The sequence below is a fragment of the Streptomyces sp. NPDC049879 genome, from assembly GCF_044461265.1.
Classification (GTDB): Bacteria; Actinomycetota; Actinomycetes; order Streptomycetales; family Streptomycetaceae; genus Streptomyces.
The window spans coordinates 141,915-155,319 of record NZ_JBITKT010000007.1 but is presented as its reverse complement, the minus strand read 5'-3'; the positions used below and the strand labels follow the sequence as shown (position 1 = coordinate 155,319).

At 75.6% G+C, this 13,405-nt stretch carries 14 protein-coding genes; 8 read left to right on the top strand and 6 right to left on the bottom strand.

Going from position 1 to position 13,405, the window contains the following annotated elements; genetic code table 11:
• Window positions 1-6: 6 nt before the first annotated feature.
• Entirely contained in the window at window positions 7-600 is a 594-nt protein-coding gene (locus tag ACIBPC_RS23845) for a helix-turn-helix domain-containing protein (RefSeq protein ID WP_398847385.1), read from the bottom strand.
• A gap of 86 nt (window positions 601-686) precedes the next feature.
• Between ACIBPC_RS23845 and ACIBPC_RS23840 the strand changes: the two genes are divergently transcribed.
• Complete coding sequence (locus ACIBPC_RS23840; RefSeq protein ID WP_398847384.1) at window positions 687-2,261, top strand: FAD-dependent oxidoreductase; 1,575 nt, start codon at window positions 687-689, stop codon at window positions 2,259-2,261.
• Here the strand turns inward: ACIBPC_RS23840 and ACIBPC_RS23835 are convergent.
• Genes ACIBPC_RS23835 through map form a run of 3 tightly spaced genes read right to left on the bottom strand, consistent with a single transcriptional unit; the run spans window position 2,242 to window position 4,149 of the window.
• Window positions 2,242-2,838 (bottom strand): O-methyltransferase, encoded by a 597-nt coding sequence (locus ACIBPC_RS23835; protein WP_398847382.1) that lies wholly within the window; start codon window positions 2,836-2,838, stop codon window positions 2,242-2,244. The two genes, ACIBPC_RS23840 and ACIBPC_RS23835, sit on opposite strands and share 20 nt — an antisense overlap.
• Window positions 2,839-2,855: 17 nt before the next feature.
• Window positions 2,856-3,344 carry an NUDIX domain-containing protein gene (locus ACIBPC_RS23830; RefSeq protein WP_362968755.1) on the bottom strand — a complete coding sequence of 163 codons (489 nt, stop codon included), beginning with the start codon at window positions 3,342-3,344 and terminating at the stop codon, window positions 2,856-2,858.
• A gap of 37 nt (window positions 3,345-3,381) precedes the next feature.
• Complete coding sequence (gene map / locus ACIBPC_RS23825; RefSeq protein ID WP_398847380.1) at window positions 3,382-4,149, bottom strand: type I methionyl aminopeptidase; 768 nt, start codon at window positions 4,147-4,149, stop codon at window positions 3,382-3,384.
• 76 nt (window positions 4,150-4,225) lie between these two features.
• On the opposite strand from map, the gene ACIBPC_RS23820 reads away from it, so the two are divergent.
• The 4 genes from ACIBPC_RS23820 (at window position 4,226) to ACIBPC_RS23805 (ending at window position 8,954) form a co-directional block, all read left to right on the top strand.
• The gene (locus ACIBPC_RS23820) at window positions 4,226-4,507 is read left to right on the top strand and encodes a helix-turn-helix transcriptional regulator (RefSeq protein ID WP_362968750.1); all 282 of its coding nucleotides are present in this window, start codon (window positions 4,226-4,228) and stop codon (window positions 4,505-4,507) included.
• The gene (locus ACIBPC_RS23815; RefSeq protein WP_362968748.1) at window positions 4,504-5,133 is read left to right on the top strand and encodes an HAD-IA family hydrolase; all 630 of its coding nucleotides are present in this window, start codon (window positions 4,504-4,506) and stop codon (window positions 5,131-5,133) included. Before ACIBPC_RS23820 ends, ACIBPC_RS23815 begins: the two co-directional genes overlap by 4 nt.
• A 152-nt stretch (window positions 5,134-5,285) precedes the next feature.
• Window positions 5,286-6,653: an acyltransferase domain-containing protein gene (locus ACIBPC_RS23810; protein ID WP_398847378.1), complete on the top strand. Its 1,368-nt coding sequence runs from the start codon at window positions 5,286-5,288 to the stop codon at window positions 6,651-6,653.
• Window positions 6,654-6,992: 339 nt separating this feature from the next.
• Window positions 6,993-8,954 carry an amino acid transporter gene (locus ACIBPC_RS23805; protein ID WP_398847376.1) on the top strand — a complete coding sequence of 654 codons (1,962 nt, stop codon included), beginning with the start codon at window positions 6,993-6,995 and terminating at the stop codon, window positions 8,952-8,954.
• Window positions 8,955-8,974: 20 nt separating this feature from the next.
• On the opposite strand, the gene ACIBPC_RS23800 is transcribed toward ACIBPC_RS23805, so the two are convergent.
• Window positions 8,975-9,934: an SMP-30/gluconolactonase/LRE family protein gene (locus ACIBPC_RS23800; RefSeq protein ID WP_398847374.1), complete on the bottom strand. Its 960-nt coding sequence runs from the start codon at window positions 9,932-9,934 to the stop codon at window positions 8,975-8,977.
• 145 nt (window positions 9,935-10,079) lie between these two features.
• Here ACIBPC_RS23800 and ACIBPC_RS23795 point away from each other — a divergent pair, with 145 nt between their 5' ends.
• Both ACIBPC_RS23795 and ACIBPC_RS23790 read left to right on the top strand, forming a co-directional pair.
• Window positions 10,080-10,673: a DUF4291 domain-containing protein gene (locus ACIBPC_RS23795; protein WP_398847372.1), complete on the top strand. Its 594-nt coding sequence runs from the start codon at window positions 10,080-10,082 to the stop codon at window positions 10,671-10,673.
• Between the two features lie 179 nt (window positions 10,674-10,852).
• Window positions 10,853-11,545, top strand: a complete 693-nt coding sequence (locus tag ACIBPC_RS23790; RefSeq protein ID WP_398847661.1) for an RraA family protein — start codon at window positions 10,853-10,855, stop codon at window positions 11,543-11,545.
• 10 nt (window positions 11,546-11,555) lie between these two features.
• On the opposite strand, the gene ACIBPC_RS23785 is transcribed toward ACIBPC_RS23790, so the two are convergent.
• Window positions 11,556-12,038 (bottom strand): hypothetical protein, encoded by a 483-nt coding sequence (locus ACIBPC_RS23785; protein WP_398847371.1) that lies wholly within the window; start codon window positions 12,036-12,038, stop codon window positions 11,556-11,558.
• Window positions 12,039-12,681: 643 nt separating this feature from the next.
• Between ACIBPC_RS23785 and ACIBPC_RS23780 the strand changes: the two genes are divergently transcribed.
• Complete coding sequence (locus ACIBPC_RS23780) at window positions 12,682-13,332, top strand: M23 family metallopeptidase (RefSeq protein ID WP_362968659.1); 651 nt, start codon at window positions 12,682-12,684, stop codon at window positions 13,330-13,332.
• Window positions 13,333-13,405: the final 73 nt, after the last annotated feature.

Here is a 13,405-nt window from a genome sequence, read left to right as displayed (position 1 = left end):
GCGGTGTCAGTCGGCCCGCGCCGGGCGGGCGCGGACGTGGAGCCGTTCGCCCTGCGGGCCGAACAGCGACAGCACCTCCGTCGGCCGCGTGCCCCCGCTCACGAAGACGTGCGGGACGCGCGTGTCGAACTCGGCGGCCTCCCCGGCCGCGAGCGTCAGGTCGTGCTCGCCGAGGACCAGCCGCAGCTTCCCGGCCAGCACGTACAGCCACTCGTAGCCCTCGTGCGTGCGCTGCTCGGGCAGCGGGTCGTCCGGCGACCTGCCCGGGATGATCATCTTGTACGCCAGCAGTCCGCCCAGGTTCCTGGCCAGCGGCACGAACGTCCGCCCGTGCCGGACGAACGGGCGCGGGTGGACGCGCGGGTCACCGGTGGGCGGCGCCCCCACCAGGTCGTCCAGCGGCACACCGTACGTGCGCGCCAGCGGCAGGAGCAGTTCGAGCGTCGGCCTGCGCTGCCCCGACTCCAGCCGCGACAGGGTGCTCTGCGAGATGCCGGTCGTGCCGCTCAGCGACGCGAGCGTGAGCCCGCGCTCCAGGCGCAGGGCGCGCAGCCGGGGGCCCACCGTGCTCAGTACGTTCGTCAGGTTGTCGTCCGCCACGCCTCCTATTTGCCGACCCGGCAACAAGCTTTGTCAAATGATGGGGGTCCGGCCGACCATCGCCCGGGAAAGGGAGGTACTCCTGTATGACCGCACCCACACGCTCCTCGTACGACGTCGTGGTCATCGGCGGCGGCGCGGCCGGACTGAGCGGCGCGGTGGCCCTCGGCCGGGCCCGCCGCTCCGTCCTCGTGATCGACGACGGCACCCCGCGCAACGCCCCCGCGGACGGCGTGCACACCCTCCTCGGCCACGAGGGCGTGTCCCCGCTCGCGCTGCTCGCCGCCGGACGCGAGGAGGCCGCGCGGTACGGCGCCGAGATCGTCCCCGCGCACGTCGCCACCGCGGGGCGCACCCCGGACGGCTTCCACGTCGTCCTCGCGGACGGCACCGCCGTCGCCGCCAGGCGGCTGCTGGTCGCCAGCGGCCTGACCGACGAACTGCCCGGCGTCCCCGGCCTCGCCGACCGCTGGGGACGCGAGGTCCTGCACTGCCCGTACTGCCACGGCTGGGAGGTCCGCGACCAGCCCATCGGCGTCCTCGGCACCGGGCCGCTCTCCGTCCACCAGGCCCTGATGTGGCGCCAGTGGACCGACGACCTCACGCTGTTCCGGCACGCCATGCCGGAACTGACCGACGAGCAGGCCGAGCAGCTCGACGCGCGGGGCATCACCGTGGTGCACGAACGGGTGACCGGCCTCACCGTCGCCGACGACCGTCTCACCGGCGTCGCCCTCGCCGACGGCGCCGTCGTCCCCTGCGCCGCGCTCGCCGTCACCCCGCTGTTCACCGCGCGCGCCGCCTTCCTCGACGGCCTCGGGATCACCCCGGTCGAGCGGGAACGCGAGGGCCAGGTCGTGGGCACCGTCGTGCCCGTGGACGAGACCGGCGCCACGCCCGTGCCCGGCGTCTGGGCGGCGGGCAACGTCACGACGCCCTCCCAGCAGGTCGTGGGCGCCGCCGACGCCGGGGTGCGCGCGGGCGCCGCCGTCAACGCGGACCTGACCGCCGAGGAGACCGCGGCCGCCGTCGCCGCGCGCCGCGCCGCCCGCGAGTGGGACGAGCGGTACGCGCAGACCGAGCGCGTCTGGAGCGGCGAGCCCAACACGGAGCTGGTCAGGCACGTCGCGGACCTCACGCCGGGCAGCGCCCTCGACCTCGGCTGCGGCGAGGGCGGCGACGCGGTGTGGCTCGCCGCGCGCGGCTGGCGGGTGACGGCCGCGGACATCTCACGGGTCGCCCTCGGACGGGCCGCCAGGCACGCGGCGGACGCGGGCGTGGCCGACCGGATCGACTGGCAGCGGCACGACCTGGCGACCTCGTTCCCCGGCGGCGGCTACGACCTGGTGTCCGCGCAGTTCCTGCACTCCTGGGTGGACATGCCGCGCGAGCGCATCCTGCGGGCGGCCGCCGCGGCGGTGGCGCCGGGCGGCGTCCTGCTGATCGAGGGGCACGCGGGCTTCCCGCACTGGGAGGAGGGCGAGGACCACCCCGACGTGCACTTCCCGACGCCGCCCGAGGTCATCGCGTCGCTGCGGCTGCCCGAGGGGGAGTGGGAGGTCCTGCTGAGCGAGGAGCACGAGCGCACGCAGCTCGGCCCCGACGGCACGCCCGGCACCCGCACGGACAGCACCGTCATGCTCAGGCGGCTGCCCCGCTGACGCCGGTGCGGACGGCCAGCAGCAGGCCGCTCGCCCAGCCGAGGCGGACGGTGCGGAAGCCGGGCGGGCCGTCCAGCCGCGCCAGCAGCCGCCGCACGTCCGCCTCGTGCCCGGCCGGCCAGCCGGGCACGGGCGCGAGGTCGTCCACGACGTACGTGCCCCCTGGCGCGACCAGCGCCAGGGCCGTGTCGAGGTGGGTGAACTTGCCCGGCCACGTGTCGGCGAACACGAGGTCGAACGGCGGCCCGCCGTAGCCGTCGAGCCAGGCCCCCGCGTCGCCCCGCACCAGTGTCAGCCGGGGGTCGGCGCCGAGGTGGCGGCGGGCCACGGACTGCACCGCCGCGTCCCGCTCCACGCTGACGAGCGAGGCGGTCGCGTCCATCCCGTCGAGCAGCCAGGCCGCGCCCTGGCCGACGCCCGTGCCCAGTTCGAGCACCCGCCCGCCGGGGCGCGCGGCGGCGAGGGCGGCCAGCAGGGCGCCGGTACGCGGGTCGCAGGAGAGGGTGAAGCCGAGCGCGGCGGCGTCCGCGCGCAGCGCGTCGAGCGTGGCGGGGAGCCGTTCCGGGACATCGTCCATGGCGCCGATGCTGCCACTCAGCGCGGGGAGTTGGGGACGTACCCGAAGTCGGCCGGTACGGCGGGCGGGCCGTCGGCGCGCAGCGCGTCGAGGACCTGGGGGAGCTGCGGCGGCCACAGGGCCTCGTCCGCCACGGCGAGTTCGGCGGGGGACCACCAGCGCCAGCGCAGGATGCCGTCCTCGGCGTGGGCGGCGGTCAGGTCGCCGACCGGCTCGCGGCGCGGCCCGTACGCCAGGTAGATCCGCTCGCGCTGCCGTACGGGCACGCCCGCGCGCGTGTAGTCGTGCTCCCACAGGCAGAGCGTCCCGCGCAGGGGGACGCCGGTCCAGCCGGTCTCCTCGCGCAGTTCGCGCGCCGCGGCGGCCTCGGGCGTCTCGCCCGGGTCGAGGCCTCCGCCGGGCATCGCCCAGTGCACGCCCACCTCGGAGTTGTCGTACCGGAACATGAAGACGGCGCCCGCCGGGTCGAGCACCGCGACCCTGGCGGCCTCTCGTGGTGTCCGCATCGGCCCATCCTGCCCGACCGCGGCGGCGGGGCGGCGGTCAGGGGAGCGTGAGGACGCGCGGCCCCTCGTCGGTGACGGCGACGGTGTGCTCGAAGTGGGCGGCCCGGCTGCCGTCCGCCGTCCGCAGCGTCCAGCCGTCCGGCGCGGTGACGTACGCGTCGCCGCCGCCGGAGATCAGCATCGGCTCGATGGCGAGCGTCAGCCCGTGCCGCAGCGGGAAGCCCCGGCCGGGGCGCCCCCGGTTCGCCACGTGCGGGTCCTCGTGCATGCGGCGGCCGATGCCGTGGCCGCCGAAGTCGACGGGGCTGCCGCAGCGGGCCGCGCGCGTCACGCGGGAGACGGCGTGCCCGATGTCGCCGGTCCTGTGCCCCACCGTCGCCGCCGCGATCCCGGCGTCGAGCGCGCGCCGCGCCGCGTCGATCAGCGCCGCGTCCGCCGGGCTCGGGGTGCCGACCGCGAAGGTGACCGCCGCGTCGCCCGTCCAGCCGTCCAGTTCGGCGCCGCAGTCCACGCTCACCACGTCGCCGTCGCGCAGGCGGTAGCCGTCCGGGATGCCGTGCACCAGCGCGTCGTTGACGGAGATGCACGTCACGGCGGGGAACGGCGTCGGCGCGAACGACGGCAGGTACCCCAGGAACGGCGAGCGGGCGCCCGCCTCGTCCAGGACGGCGCGCGCCGCCTCGTCCAGCTCCCGCAGCGTCACCCCGGCCGCCGCGGCCTGCTGCGCGGCGGCCAGCGCCCGCGCGACGACACGCCCGGCCTCGCGCATGGCGTCCAGCGCCGCGTCCGTCTTGATCTCCACCATGTCCCGGTCCTTTCCGCGCGCCCCGGGGCACACCCCGGCGACACCCAATTCTTATACCGGTATTAGTATCACGGTCATGGTGAGGACCCCGCTGACCCCCTGGGAACGCGAACGCGGCGAGCGCTTCGGCGCACTGCTGCGCGAGGCCAGGGGCGAGCGCAGCATGGCGGACGTGGCGGCGGCGGCCGGCGTCTCCGCCGAGACGCTCCGCAAGATCGAGACCGGCCGTGCCCCGACCCCGTCGTTCTTCACGGTCGCCGCCCTCGCGGGGGCCCTCGGGCTGTCCCTCGACACCCTCGTCCGCGAGGCGGCACCGGCTGCGGACGCGGTGGACGCCACCGGGGTGCTTTCCGCATGACGGCCCGCCCGCACGACGCCGTGATCTGCGACCTGGACGGCGTGCTCAGGCACTGGCCGGACGCCGGCCCGGTCGAGCGGCGGCACGGCCTGCCCGCCGGCGCGCTCGCCGCCGCCGCGTTCGCCGACGCCAGGCTTCTCCCCGCGATCACCGGCCGCGTGACCGACGAGGAGTGGCGCGCCGCCGTCGCCGACGACCTCGCCGCGCGCCACGGACCGGCCGCCCGCGCGGCCGTCGCCGAGTGGTCGGCCCTGGTGCCCTCGACCGACGAGGAGGTGGCCGCCCTGCTGCGCGCCGCCCGCGCGGCCGTCCCCGTGGCCCTGCTGTCCAACGCGACCACCCGGCTGGAGAGCGACCTCGCCGCCACCCTCCCGCCCGGCGTCGCCGACGAGATCGTGAACACCGCCCGCATCGGCGTCGCCAAGCCCGACCCCGCCGCGTTCCTCGCCGCCGCCGACAGGCTCGGAGTGCCGCCGCGGCGCTGCCTGTTCGCGGACGACTCGGCCGCCAACGTGGCCGCGGCCCGCCGCACCGGTATGACCGCCGTGCACTTCCGCGCCCCGCGCGACCTGCGGCGCGCCCTCGCGCCCCTCCTCGGCGGAACGCCCCTGCACGCCATCGGGTGAACCCGTCGGCGCCCGCGGTTCGCCGCGGGCGGCCAGGGAAGTGATCGCCCACAGTGGTCCCTGCGTGGTCCCCGCGCCGTGGCACACCGCGTCACGGCCGGATGCGCCGTGGCCCACGCGTTGGAGTTCTCGCCCCTGTGAGGGATACGCAGATGCCGGAATCCACCGTCCTTCCCCTGCCGCTGTCCTCGTCCAGCGCCGAAGGACTGCGCCGCCGCGCCCGCGCCCTCGCCGCGCGGCTCGCGGGGGAGTCCGGCGAAGGGCCGCCCCCCGCCCGCCGGGAAGCCCCCGCGTACCCGGAGCACCGCGCCGTCCTGCTCTACGCCGACCGCGACGACTGCCTCGCCGGGCTGCGCAGGCTGGCCGCCGGGGAGGCGTCGCCGCAGGTCGTCAGGGGTGTGGCCGCCGGGTCCGCGCAGCCGGTCCTCGTCTTCCCCGGCCTCGGCGCGCAGTCGCCCGCCATGGGGCGCGGACTGCTCGCGCACGCCCCTGTCTTCGCCCGGCGCATCGAGGAGTGCGACCGCGCGCTGCGCCCGCACACCGGCTGGTCCCTGCCCGGCGTGCTGTCCGGAGCCCCGGGCACCCCGCCCCCCGACCGCATGGACGTCTGCCAGCCCGCGCTGTTCGCCGTCACGCTGGCCCTCGCCGCGCTGTGGCGGTCGTACGGCGTGACGCCCGCCGCCGTCGTCGGGCACAGCATCGGCGAGTTCGCCGCCGCCCACGAGTGCGGGGCCCTGACCCTCGCCGAGGCCGCCGAGATCGCCGCCTCCTGGGGCCGCGCGCAGGCCGCCCTGGTCGGCACGGGCGAGATGGTCGCGGTGCGGCTGCCGGTCACCGAGGTGGCCGTGCGGCTGCGCCCCTGGCCGGGGCGGCTGACCGTCGCCGCCGTCAACGGGCCGCGGTCCGTCGTCGTGTCGGGCGACCGCGAGGCGGCCGACCGGTTCCTGGCCGGGCTGCTCGCCGACCGCGTGGGCGCCCTGCGCGTGCCCGCCGGATACGCGGCGCACTCGCCGCCGCACATGGCGGCCCTCCGCGAACGGCAGCTCACCGACCTCGCGCGCATCACCGGACGCGCCGCGCCCACCCCGTTCTACTCGACCGTCACCGGGCGCCTCCTCGACACCGCGCGGCTCGACGCCGCCTACTGGTACCGCAACCTCAGCGGCCCCGTCCGCTTCGAGTCGGCGGTCCGCGCGGCGGCCGTGCGCGGCCACACCGTGTTCATCGAGGTGGGCCCGCACCCCGTGCTGACGCTCGGCATGCGGCAGACGCTGGAGACGGTCCACGAACGCCCCGCCGTCATCGCGTCCGCCGTCCGCTCGGACGGCAGCCCGGGCCGCTTCCTCCGCTCGGTGGCGGAGGCGTACGTGGCGGGGGTCCCCATCGACTGGACGGCCGCGTACGCCGGGGTGGACGTCCGCGCCATCGGACTGCCGCTGCCCGTGCTCGCCCCCGCCCCCGCTCCCGCCCCGGGGACCCCGCGGACCGGGGGCACGCCGTCGCCCAGCCCCACCGCCTGACCTGCCGTCCGGTGACTCCCGGCACGCGCGGGGTGGCGCCGCGTGGACGGCCGCCGTGGCCTCCGTCAAGAACCTGCCGGGAGTTCGTTAAGAAGCTGTCAGGGATATCCCGGCGCGCACGCCCGCGCGCGCCGTCAGGGGCGCGCCCGGCGGACCCCGCGCACGCCCCATCCGTGCCATCGTGCCTGGTAGTTGGGCCGCGCGTCCCGCCGACGGGCGCCCCGCGCGGGCTCCAGGACGCCCCCTGGACCCCGGCGCCACCGCTCCCTCCGCTCGGCGATACTCGCTCCTCGTGCCTACCGCTTCATGTGGTTCGAGTGGTCCCGGAGGTGCGCGGTCGTGACCGGCACCCAGCAGACGGCCGCCGCCGTACCGTCCCGCCGCTTCCGCGGCTGGCTGCTCGACGGCCTGAGCGAGCGCGCCGCACGCCACCCCGGCCCGCACGCCACCGGACCCAGCAGGACCGAGGGCCACCCGTGGTGGCGCGTGATGTGCCTGACCGGCGTCGACTACTTCTCCACGCTCGGCTACCAGCCGGGCATCGCCGCACTCGCCGCGGGACTGCTCTCCCCGCTGGCGACCCTCGTCCTCGTCGCGCTGACCCTCCTCGGCGCCCTGCCCGTCTACCGGCGCGTCGCCCGCGAGAGCCCGCACGGCGAGGGGTCCATCGCGATGCTGGAGCGGCTGCTGCCCTGGTGGGCGGGGAAGGTCTTCGTCCTCGTCCTGCTCGGCTTCGCCGCCACCGACTTCATGATCACGATCACGCTGTCGGCCGCCGACGCCGCCGCGCACGCCGTGGAGAACCCCGTCGCGCCCGGCTGGATGCACGACGGCAACCTGTGGATCACCCTGCTGCTGATCGCCGCCCTCGGCGCCGTCTTCCTCAAGGGCTTCCGCGAGGCCATCGGCATGGCCGTCTGGCTGGTCGGCACCTACCTGCTGCTCAACCTCGTCGTGCTCGCCACCGCCGTGCGGCACATCCTCGACGACCCGGTGGTGGTGGACGACTGGTGGGAGGCCGCCTCGGCCGAGCACGCGTCACCGATGGCGATGATCGCCGTCGCCCTGCTGGTCTTCCCGCGCCTCGCCCTCGGCATGTCCGGCTTCGAGACGGGCGTCGCCGTCATGCCGCAGGTGCGCGGCGACGCCACCGACACCGAGGAACGGCCCGCCGGGCGCGTACGCGACACCAGGCGGCTGCTCACCACGGCCGCGCTGGTCATGAGCGGCGCCCTCCTCGTCTCCAGCCTGGCCACCACCCTGCTGATACCGCGCGACGAGTTCGAGAGCGGCGGCGAGGCCAACGGCCGGGCGCTCGCGTACCTGGCCCACCGCTACCTGGGCGAGGCGTTCGGCACGGTCTACGACGTCTCCACCATCGCGATCCTCTGGTTCGCCGGCGCCTCCGCCCTCGCCGGGCTGCTGAACCTCGTGCCGCGCTACCTGCCCCGGTACGGCATGGCGCCCGAGTGGACCCGGGCGGTGCGCCCGCTGGTGCTGCTGTTCGTCGCCATCGCGTTCACCGTCACGATCCTGTTCGAGGCGGACGTGGACGCGCAGGGCGGGGCGTACGCGACCGGCGTCCTCGTGCTGATGGTCTCGGCGTCGTTCGCGGTCACGGTCTCCGCGCGCCACCGCGGGCACCGCCCCGCCACCGCCGGGTTCGGCCTGGTCACGGCCGTGCTCCTGTACACGCTGGTCGTCAACGTCATCGAGCGCCCCGACGGCCTGCGGATCGCCGCCCTGTTCATCGTCGGCATCCTCCTCACGTCCTTCGGGTCCCGCGTCCACCGCGCGTTCGAGCTGCGGTCGGGCGACATCACCCTCGACGCCACCGCCGCCCGCCTCATCGACGAGGCCGCCGCCCGGGGGCCGCTGCGCATCATCGCCAACGAGCCGGACGCCCGGGACGAGCGCGAGTACCGCGAGAAGCAGGACAGCCAGTGCGAGGAGACGCCGATCCCCGACCGGCGGCACACGCTGTTCCTCGAAGTGACGGTGGACGACTCGTCCGACTTCGCCGCCGACGTGACGGTGCACGGCGAGGAGTGCCACGGCTACCGGGTCCTGCGCGTCCGGGGCGCCGCCGTCGCCAACACCATCGCCGCCGTGCTGCTGCACCTGCGGGACCGCACCGGCACCGTCCCGCACGCCTACTTCACCTGGACCGAGGGGCACCCGCTGGGGCACCTGCTGCGCTTCCTCGTGTTCGGGGACGGCGAGGTCGCGCCGGTCGCGCGGGAGGTCCTGCGCCGCGCCGAACGCGACCCGGCCCGCCGCCCGCGCATCCACGTCGGCTGAGCCGGGGGCGGGCGCCCGTGTCAGCCTGCGGGCGCGTCCAGCCGGCGGCGGCGGCCGGGACCGGTCTGGTGCGTGCCCGTGACGCCCATGACCACCGAGTACAGGGTCGTCCGGGCGGTGATGAACAGCCGGTTGCGCTTCGCGCCGCCCCAGGCGATGTTGGCGGCCGTCTGCGGGACGACGAGCCGCCCGAGCAGCGTGCCGTCGGGGTCGTAGCAGTGCACGCCGTCGTCCATCGCGGCGGCCCAGAGCCGTCCGTCGGCGTCGAAGCGTATGTTGTCGAAGTTGGCGTTCCGGCGCGCCCCGCCCTCGGCGAAGACCTCGCCGTCGGAGAGCGTGCCGTCGTCGCGCACGTCGAGGACGCGGATGAGGTTGGCGCCGCTGTCGGAGACGAACAGCCGCTTCTCGTCCGCAGAGAAGACCAGCCCGTTCGGCCCCCGGAAGCCGTCCGCGACCAGGCGCACCTCGCCGGAGGCCGGGTCGACGCGGTAGACGTTGTTCGCGCCGATCTCGCTGTCCGCCAGGTGGCCCTCGTAATCGCTGGTGATGCCGTAGTCCGGGTCGGAGAACCAGATGGAGCCGTCGGACTTGACCGCCGCGTCGTTGGGGCTGTTCAGCCGCTTGCCCTGCCAGCGGTCGGCCAGGACCGTCACGGTGCCGTCGTGCTCGGTGCGCGTGACCCGGCGGTTGCCCTGCTCGCAGGTGATGAGGCGGCCCTCGCGGTCGAGGGTGTTGCCGTTGGTGTGCCCGGCGGAGCGGCGGAAGACGGCGACGGCGCCGGTCTCCTCGTCCCAGCGCAGCAGGCGGTCGTTGGGTATGTCGCTCCAGACCAGCTGCCGCCAGGCGGGCACGTAGACGGGCCCCTCGGCCCAGCGGCTGCCGGTGTGCAGGACCTCCAGGCCGCCGTCGCCGTTCATGCACCGGCCGGTGCGGAACCGGTCGTCGAACATCTCGTACAGCGCGGGGCGCTCGCTGGCCATGGATTTCCTCTCGGTCTGTGCTGCCGCACACTCTCCGGCCGGAGCTTTGTGCTGGTCAAGTCCCCATCGCGTGACCTGTCCCCGCCCGCCCGCGCGCCGTGAAATCCGCGTGCCCGCGCCGTGCGCCGCGTGCCACACTCCGGGCATGTCACCGTCGGACGACGTCCCCTACCGGCAGATACGCGCCGCCTACACCGCCGACACCATCACCGTCTACCAGGCGTACGCGCCCGCCCTCGGCCTGCCCGCCGCCCGCGACGGCCGCTTCCCCGCCGCCTGGAAGCGCGGCCGCATGACGTGGGTGAAGCCGTCGTTCCTGTGGATGATGTACCGCTGCGGCTGGGCCACGAAGCCGGACCAGGAGACGGTCCTCGCGATCGACCTGCGCCGCGACGGCTTCACCTGGGCCCTGGAGAACGCCTGCCTCTCCCACCACGTCCCGGGCCGCCACGCCGACGAGGCGGCCTGGCGGCAGGCGCTCCGGCGGGCGCCCGCGCGCGTCCAGTGGGACCCCGAGCGCGACCTGCGCCTGCGGCCGCTGCCCTACCGCTCCCTGCAACTCGGCCTCGCGGGCGACGCGTCGCGCCGCTACGCGGACGACTGGATCACCGGCATCACGGACGTCACCCCGCTCGCGCACGAGATCCACGCCCTCGTCCGCGCCGGGCGCACCGGCGAGGCCGCCCGCCTCCTCCCCGCCGAGCGCCCGTACCCGGCGCCCGCGAACCCCGCGATCTGACCGGCCGGGCCCGGCGCGACGGTCCTGCCGGTGTCCGACCCGTCGCGTAAGGTCGGCCCCGGTGCGGCGGCACTCGCCCCGTGCCGGGGCCCGACCAGCGAGGCACAGCCATGGAGAACACCGCCGGCACGGCGGACGCGCCCCCCGCGCGCCCCGTCCACCTCACCGGGAACGCGGAGATCGCCCGCCACTTCGCCACCCTCACCACCGCCCACGTCGCCGACGCCTGCCTGCGGCTCGGCGTGCCCGTCCGCTGCGCCCCCGCCGGGCTGCGGCCCCTCACCCCGGGCACGCGCATCGCCGGGCGCGTCCTGCCCGTCCGCCACTCGGGCAGTGTCGACGTCTTCCTCGAAGCCTTCGGGGCGGCCGCGCCGGGCGATGTCCTCGTGATCGACAACGGCGGCCGCACCGACGAGGCGTGCGTCGGCGACCTCGCCGTCCTGGAGGCGCGCGCGGCGGGCGTCGCGGGCGCCGTCGTGTGGGGACTGCACCGCGACACGGCCGACCTGCGCGCGATCGGCCTCCCCGTCGTCAGCCTCGGCGCCCTCCCGGCCGGGCCGCGGCGGCTCGACCCGAGCCCGCCCGAGGCCCTGGAGTCGGCGCAGGTGGGGGAGTGGACGGTCGGCCGCTCCGACCTGGTGCTCGCGGACGACGACGGGGTGCTGTTCGTGCCGGACGCCGGAGCCGCCGGGCTCCTCGACGCGGCGGCGGGCATCCGCGACACCGAGCGTGCCCAGGCCGACCGCATTCGCGCCGGGGTGACGCTGCGGGAGCAGGTCGCGTTCCGCGCCTACCTGGAGCGCCGCCAGGACGACCCCTCGCTCACGTTCCGTGAGCATCTGCGGACCGTGGGCGGCGAGATCGAGGTGTGACGGGCGGGGGTCAGGCCGGGTCGAGGCGCTCCAGCAGCCAGGCGGTCACGGCGCCGTACGCGGCGTGCGGCACCACGTCGCTGACCCAGTCGCCCGCGCTCCACGTCCGGGGGTCCGTCACGCGCAGCACCGTCATCGGGCCGTTGGACGCCACCAGCACGGTCAGCGTCGCCGCCATCCCGAGCGCGGCCGTCCCCGGCCGCCACCCCGCCGCGCGGAGGGTGCCCAGCGCTGCGCCCGCGCCGACTCCGGCGGCGATGCCGGTCAGCGCGCCGAGCGCGGAGACGCGGTGGGGCCGTGTGCCGTCGTCACCCGGTACCGGGATGTGCGTGAGGCCGGACAGCTTCTCGACGGTGGTCTCCGGTGTGCTGCTCGCGGGCCTGCCCCGCAGGGCCATGTCGGCGTAGGTGACGGCATTCAGCGCCGTGGTCCCCGCGGCGCCCGCTGCGGCGCCGAGGGCCAGGCCGAGGAACGGCGAGCGGTTGCGGCGCATGGGGGTCTCCTCGCTCTCCCGGGCTTCCCACCAGGGCGTTCTCCGAGACTAAGTGCCCCGCCACCCGCCCGCAGCCGGGGAGTGACGCGGGGACGTGGGTTCGCGCTCCGTGTATTGAAGCGACGCGAAGTGTGGCGCCTGGCGGAGACGGCACCGCCGCTCGCGTGGCGCTGCGGAGCGTTTCTCTCGCGCTGTGTCACCGCGGCGGCGGGACGGTCGGGTCGTGGCGCGAGGCGGCGCGCGGTTCCCGGACCGCTTTCCTGCTCCGTTCCCGTGGTGCTGCTCACACGCTTGTCGGCCGGTACTGCCTTCTTTAGTAGCACGGTAATTCCTTCGGTCCCGGGACTTTCGTCCCGGGCCGTTCCGACAAACGGACCGCGTCACTTCGCTCCGCAGCGCCGTCCTCACCGTGTACACCGCGAAGGTCCAGGTCAGAGCGTCGTGCACGTGTTACGCGGGTGCCCTTGGTCCCGCCCCCGGCACCGCGGCGGAAAACGGGCCTATTCCGCCGTCGCATTGTCGTTCTTCCCTACTACCTCGCATCGGGAATGCCTTGCTTGAACCTCTCCGGCGCCGGCGGTTATCCATGAACGTGTCAGCCCGGACCTGGGCCGACGACCCCGAATACTGCGAGGTACTTCCCATGCCGAACAGCATCACGATCCGCAGCCTGAAGGACATGCGACTGCGCTCCCGTGCGGGTGTCGCCCTGGCCACCGGTCTGGTCGCCTCCGCCGGAGTCACCGGCGCCGCAGCCGTCGGTACGGGCGGCAGCGCCGCCGAGACCACGGCGCACATCGACAGCACCGCCACCGCGACCGCCCTCGCCAGCAGCGCGGGCGCCCAGGCGGAGGCCCAGCACAAGGCCGCCACCACCTGGACCGCCCCCATCGACGGCGACTACGACCTCTCCGCCTCCTACGGCCACAGCGGTGACCGCTGGGCCCACAAGCACAGCGGCCAGGACTACGCCGTGGACGTCGGCACCACGGTCCAGGCCGTGCACGGCGGCACCGTCGTGAAGGCCGGCGGCAACGGCGCCGGCGACGGCCCGGCGTACGGCAACGCGGTCGTCGTCAAGCACGACGACGACACCTACACCCAGTACGCCCACCTCTCCGAGATCGACGTGAAGCCCGGCCAGCGGGTGAGCACCGGCGAGGAGATCGCCCGCTCCGGCAACACCGGCAACAGCAGCGGCCCCCACCTGCACTTCGAGGTCCGCAGCACGCCGGACTACGGCTCCGCCGAGGACCCCATGCCGTTCCTCCACGAGCACGACGTCAACCACTGACGCGGACCCCGCGCAGAACCGCCCCACGCCCCCTGTCGGCGCACCCCGCGTGCCGACAGGGGGCGTCTGCGCG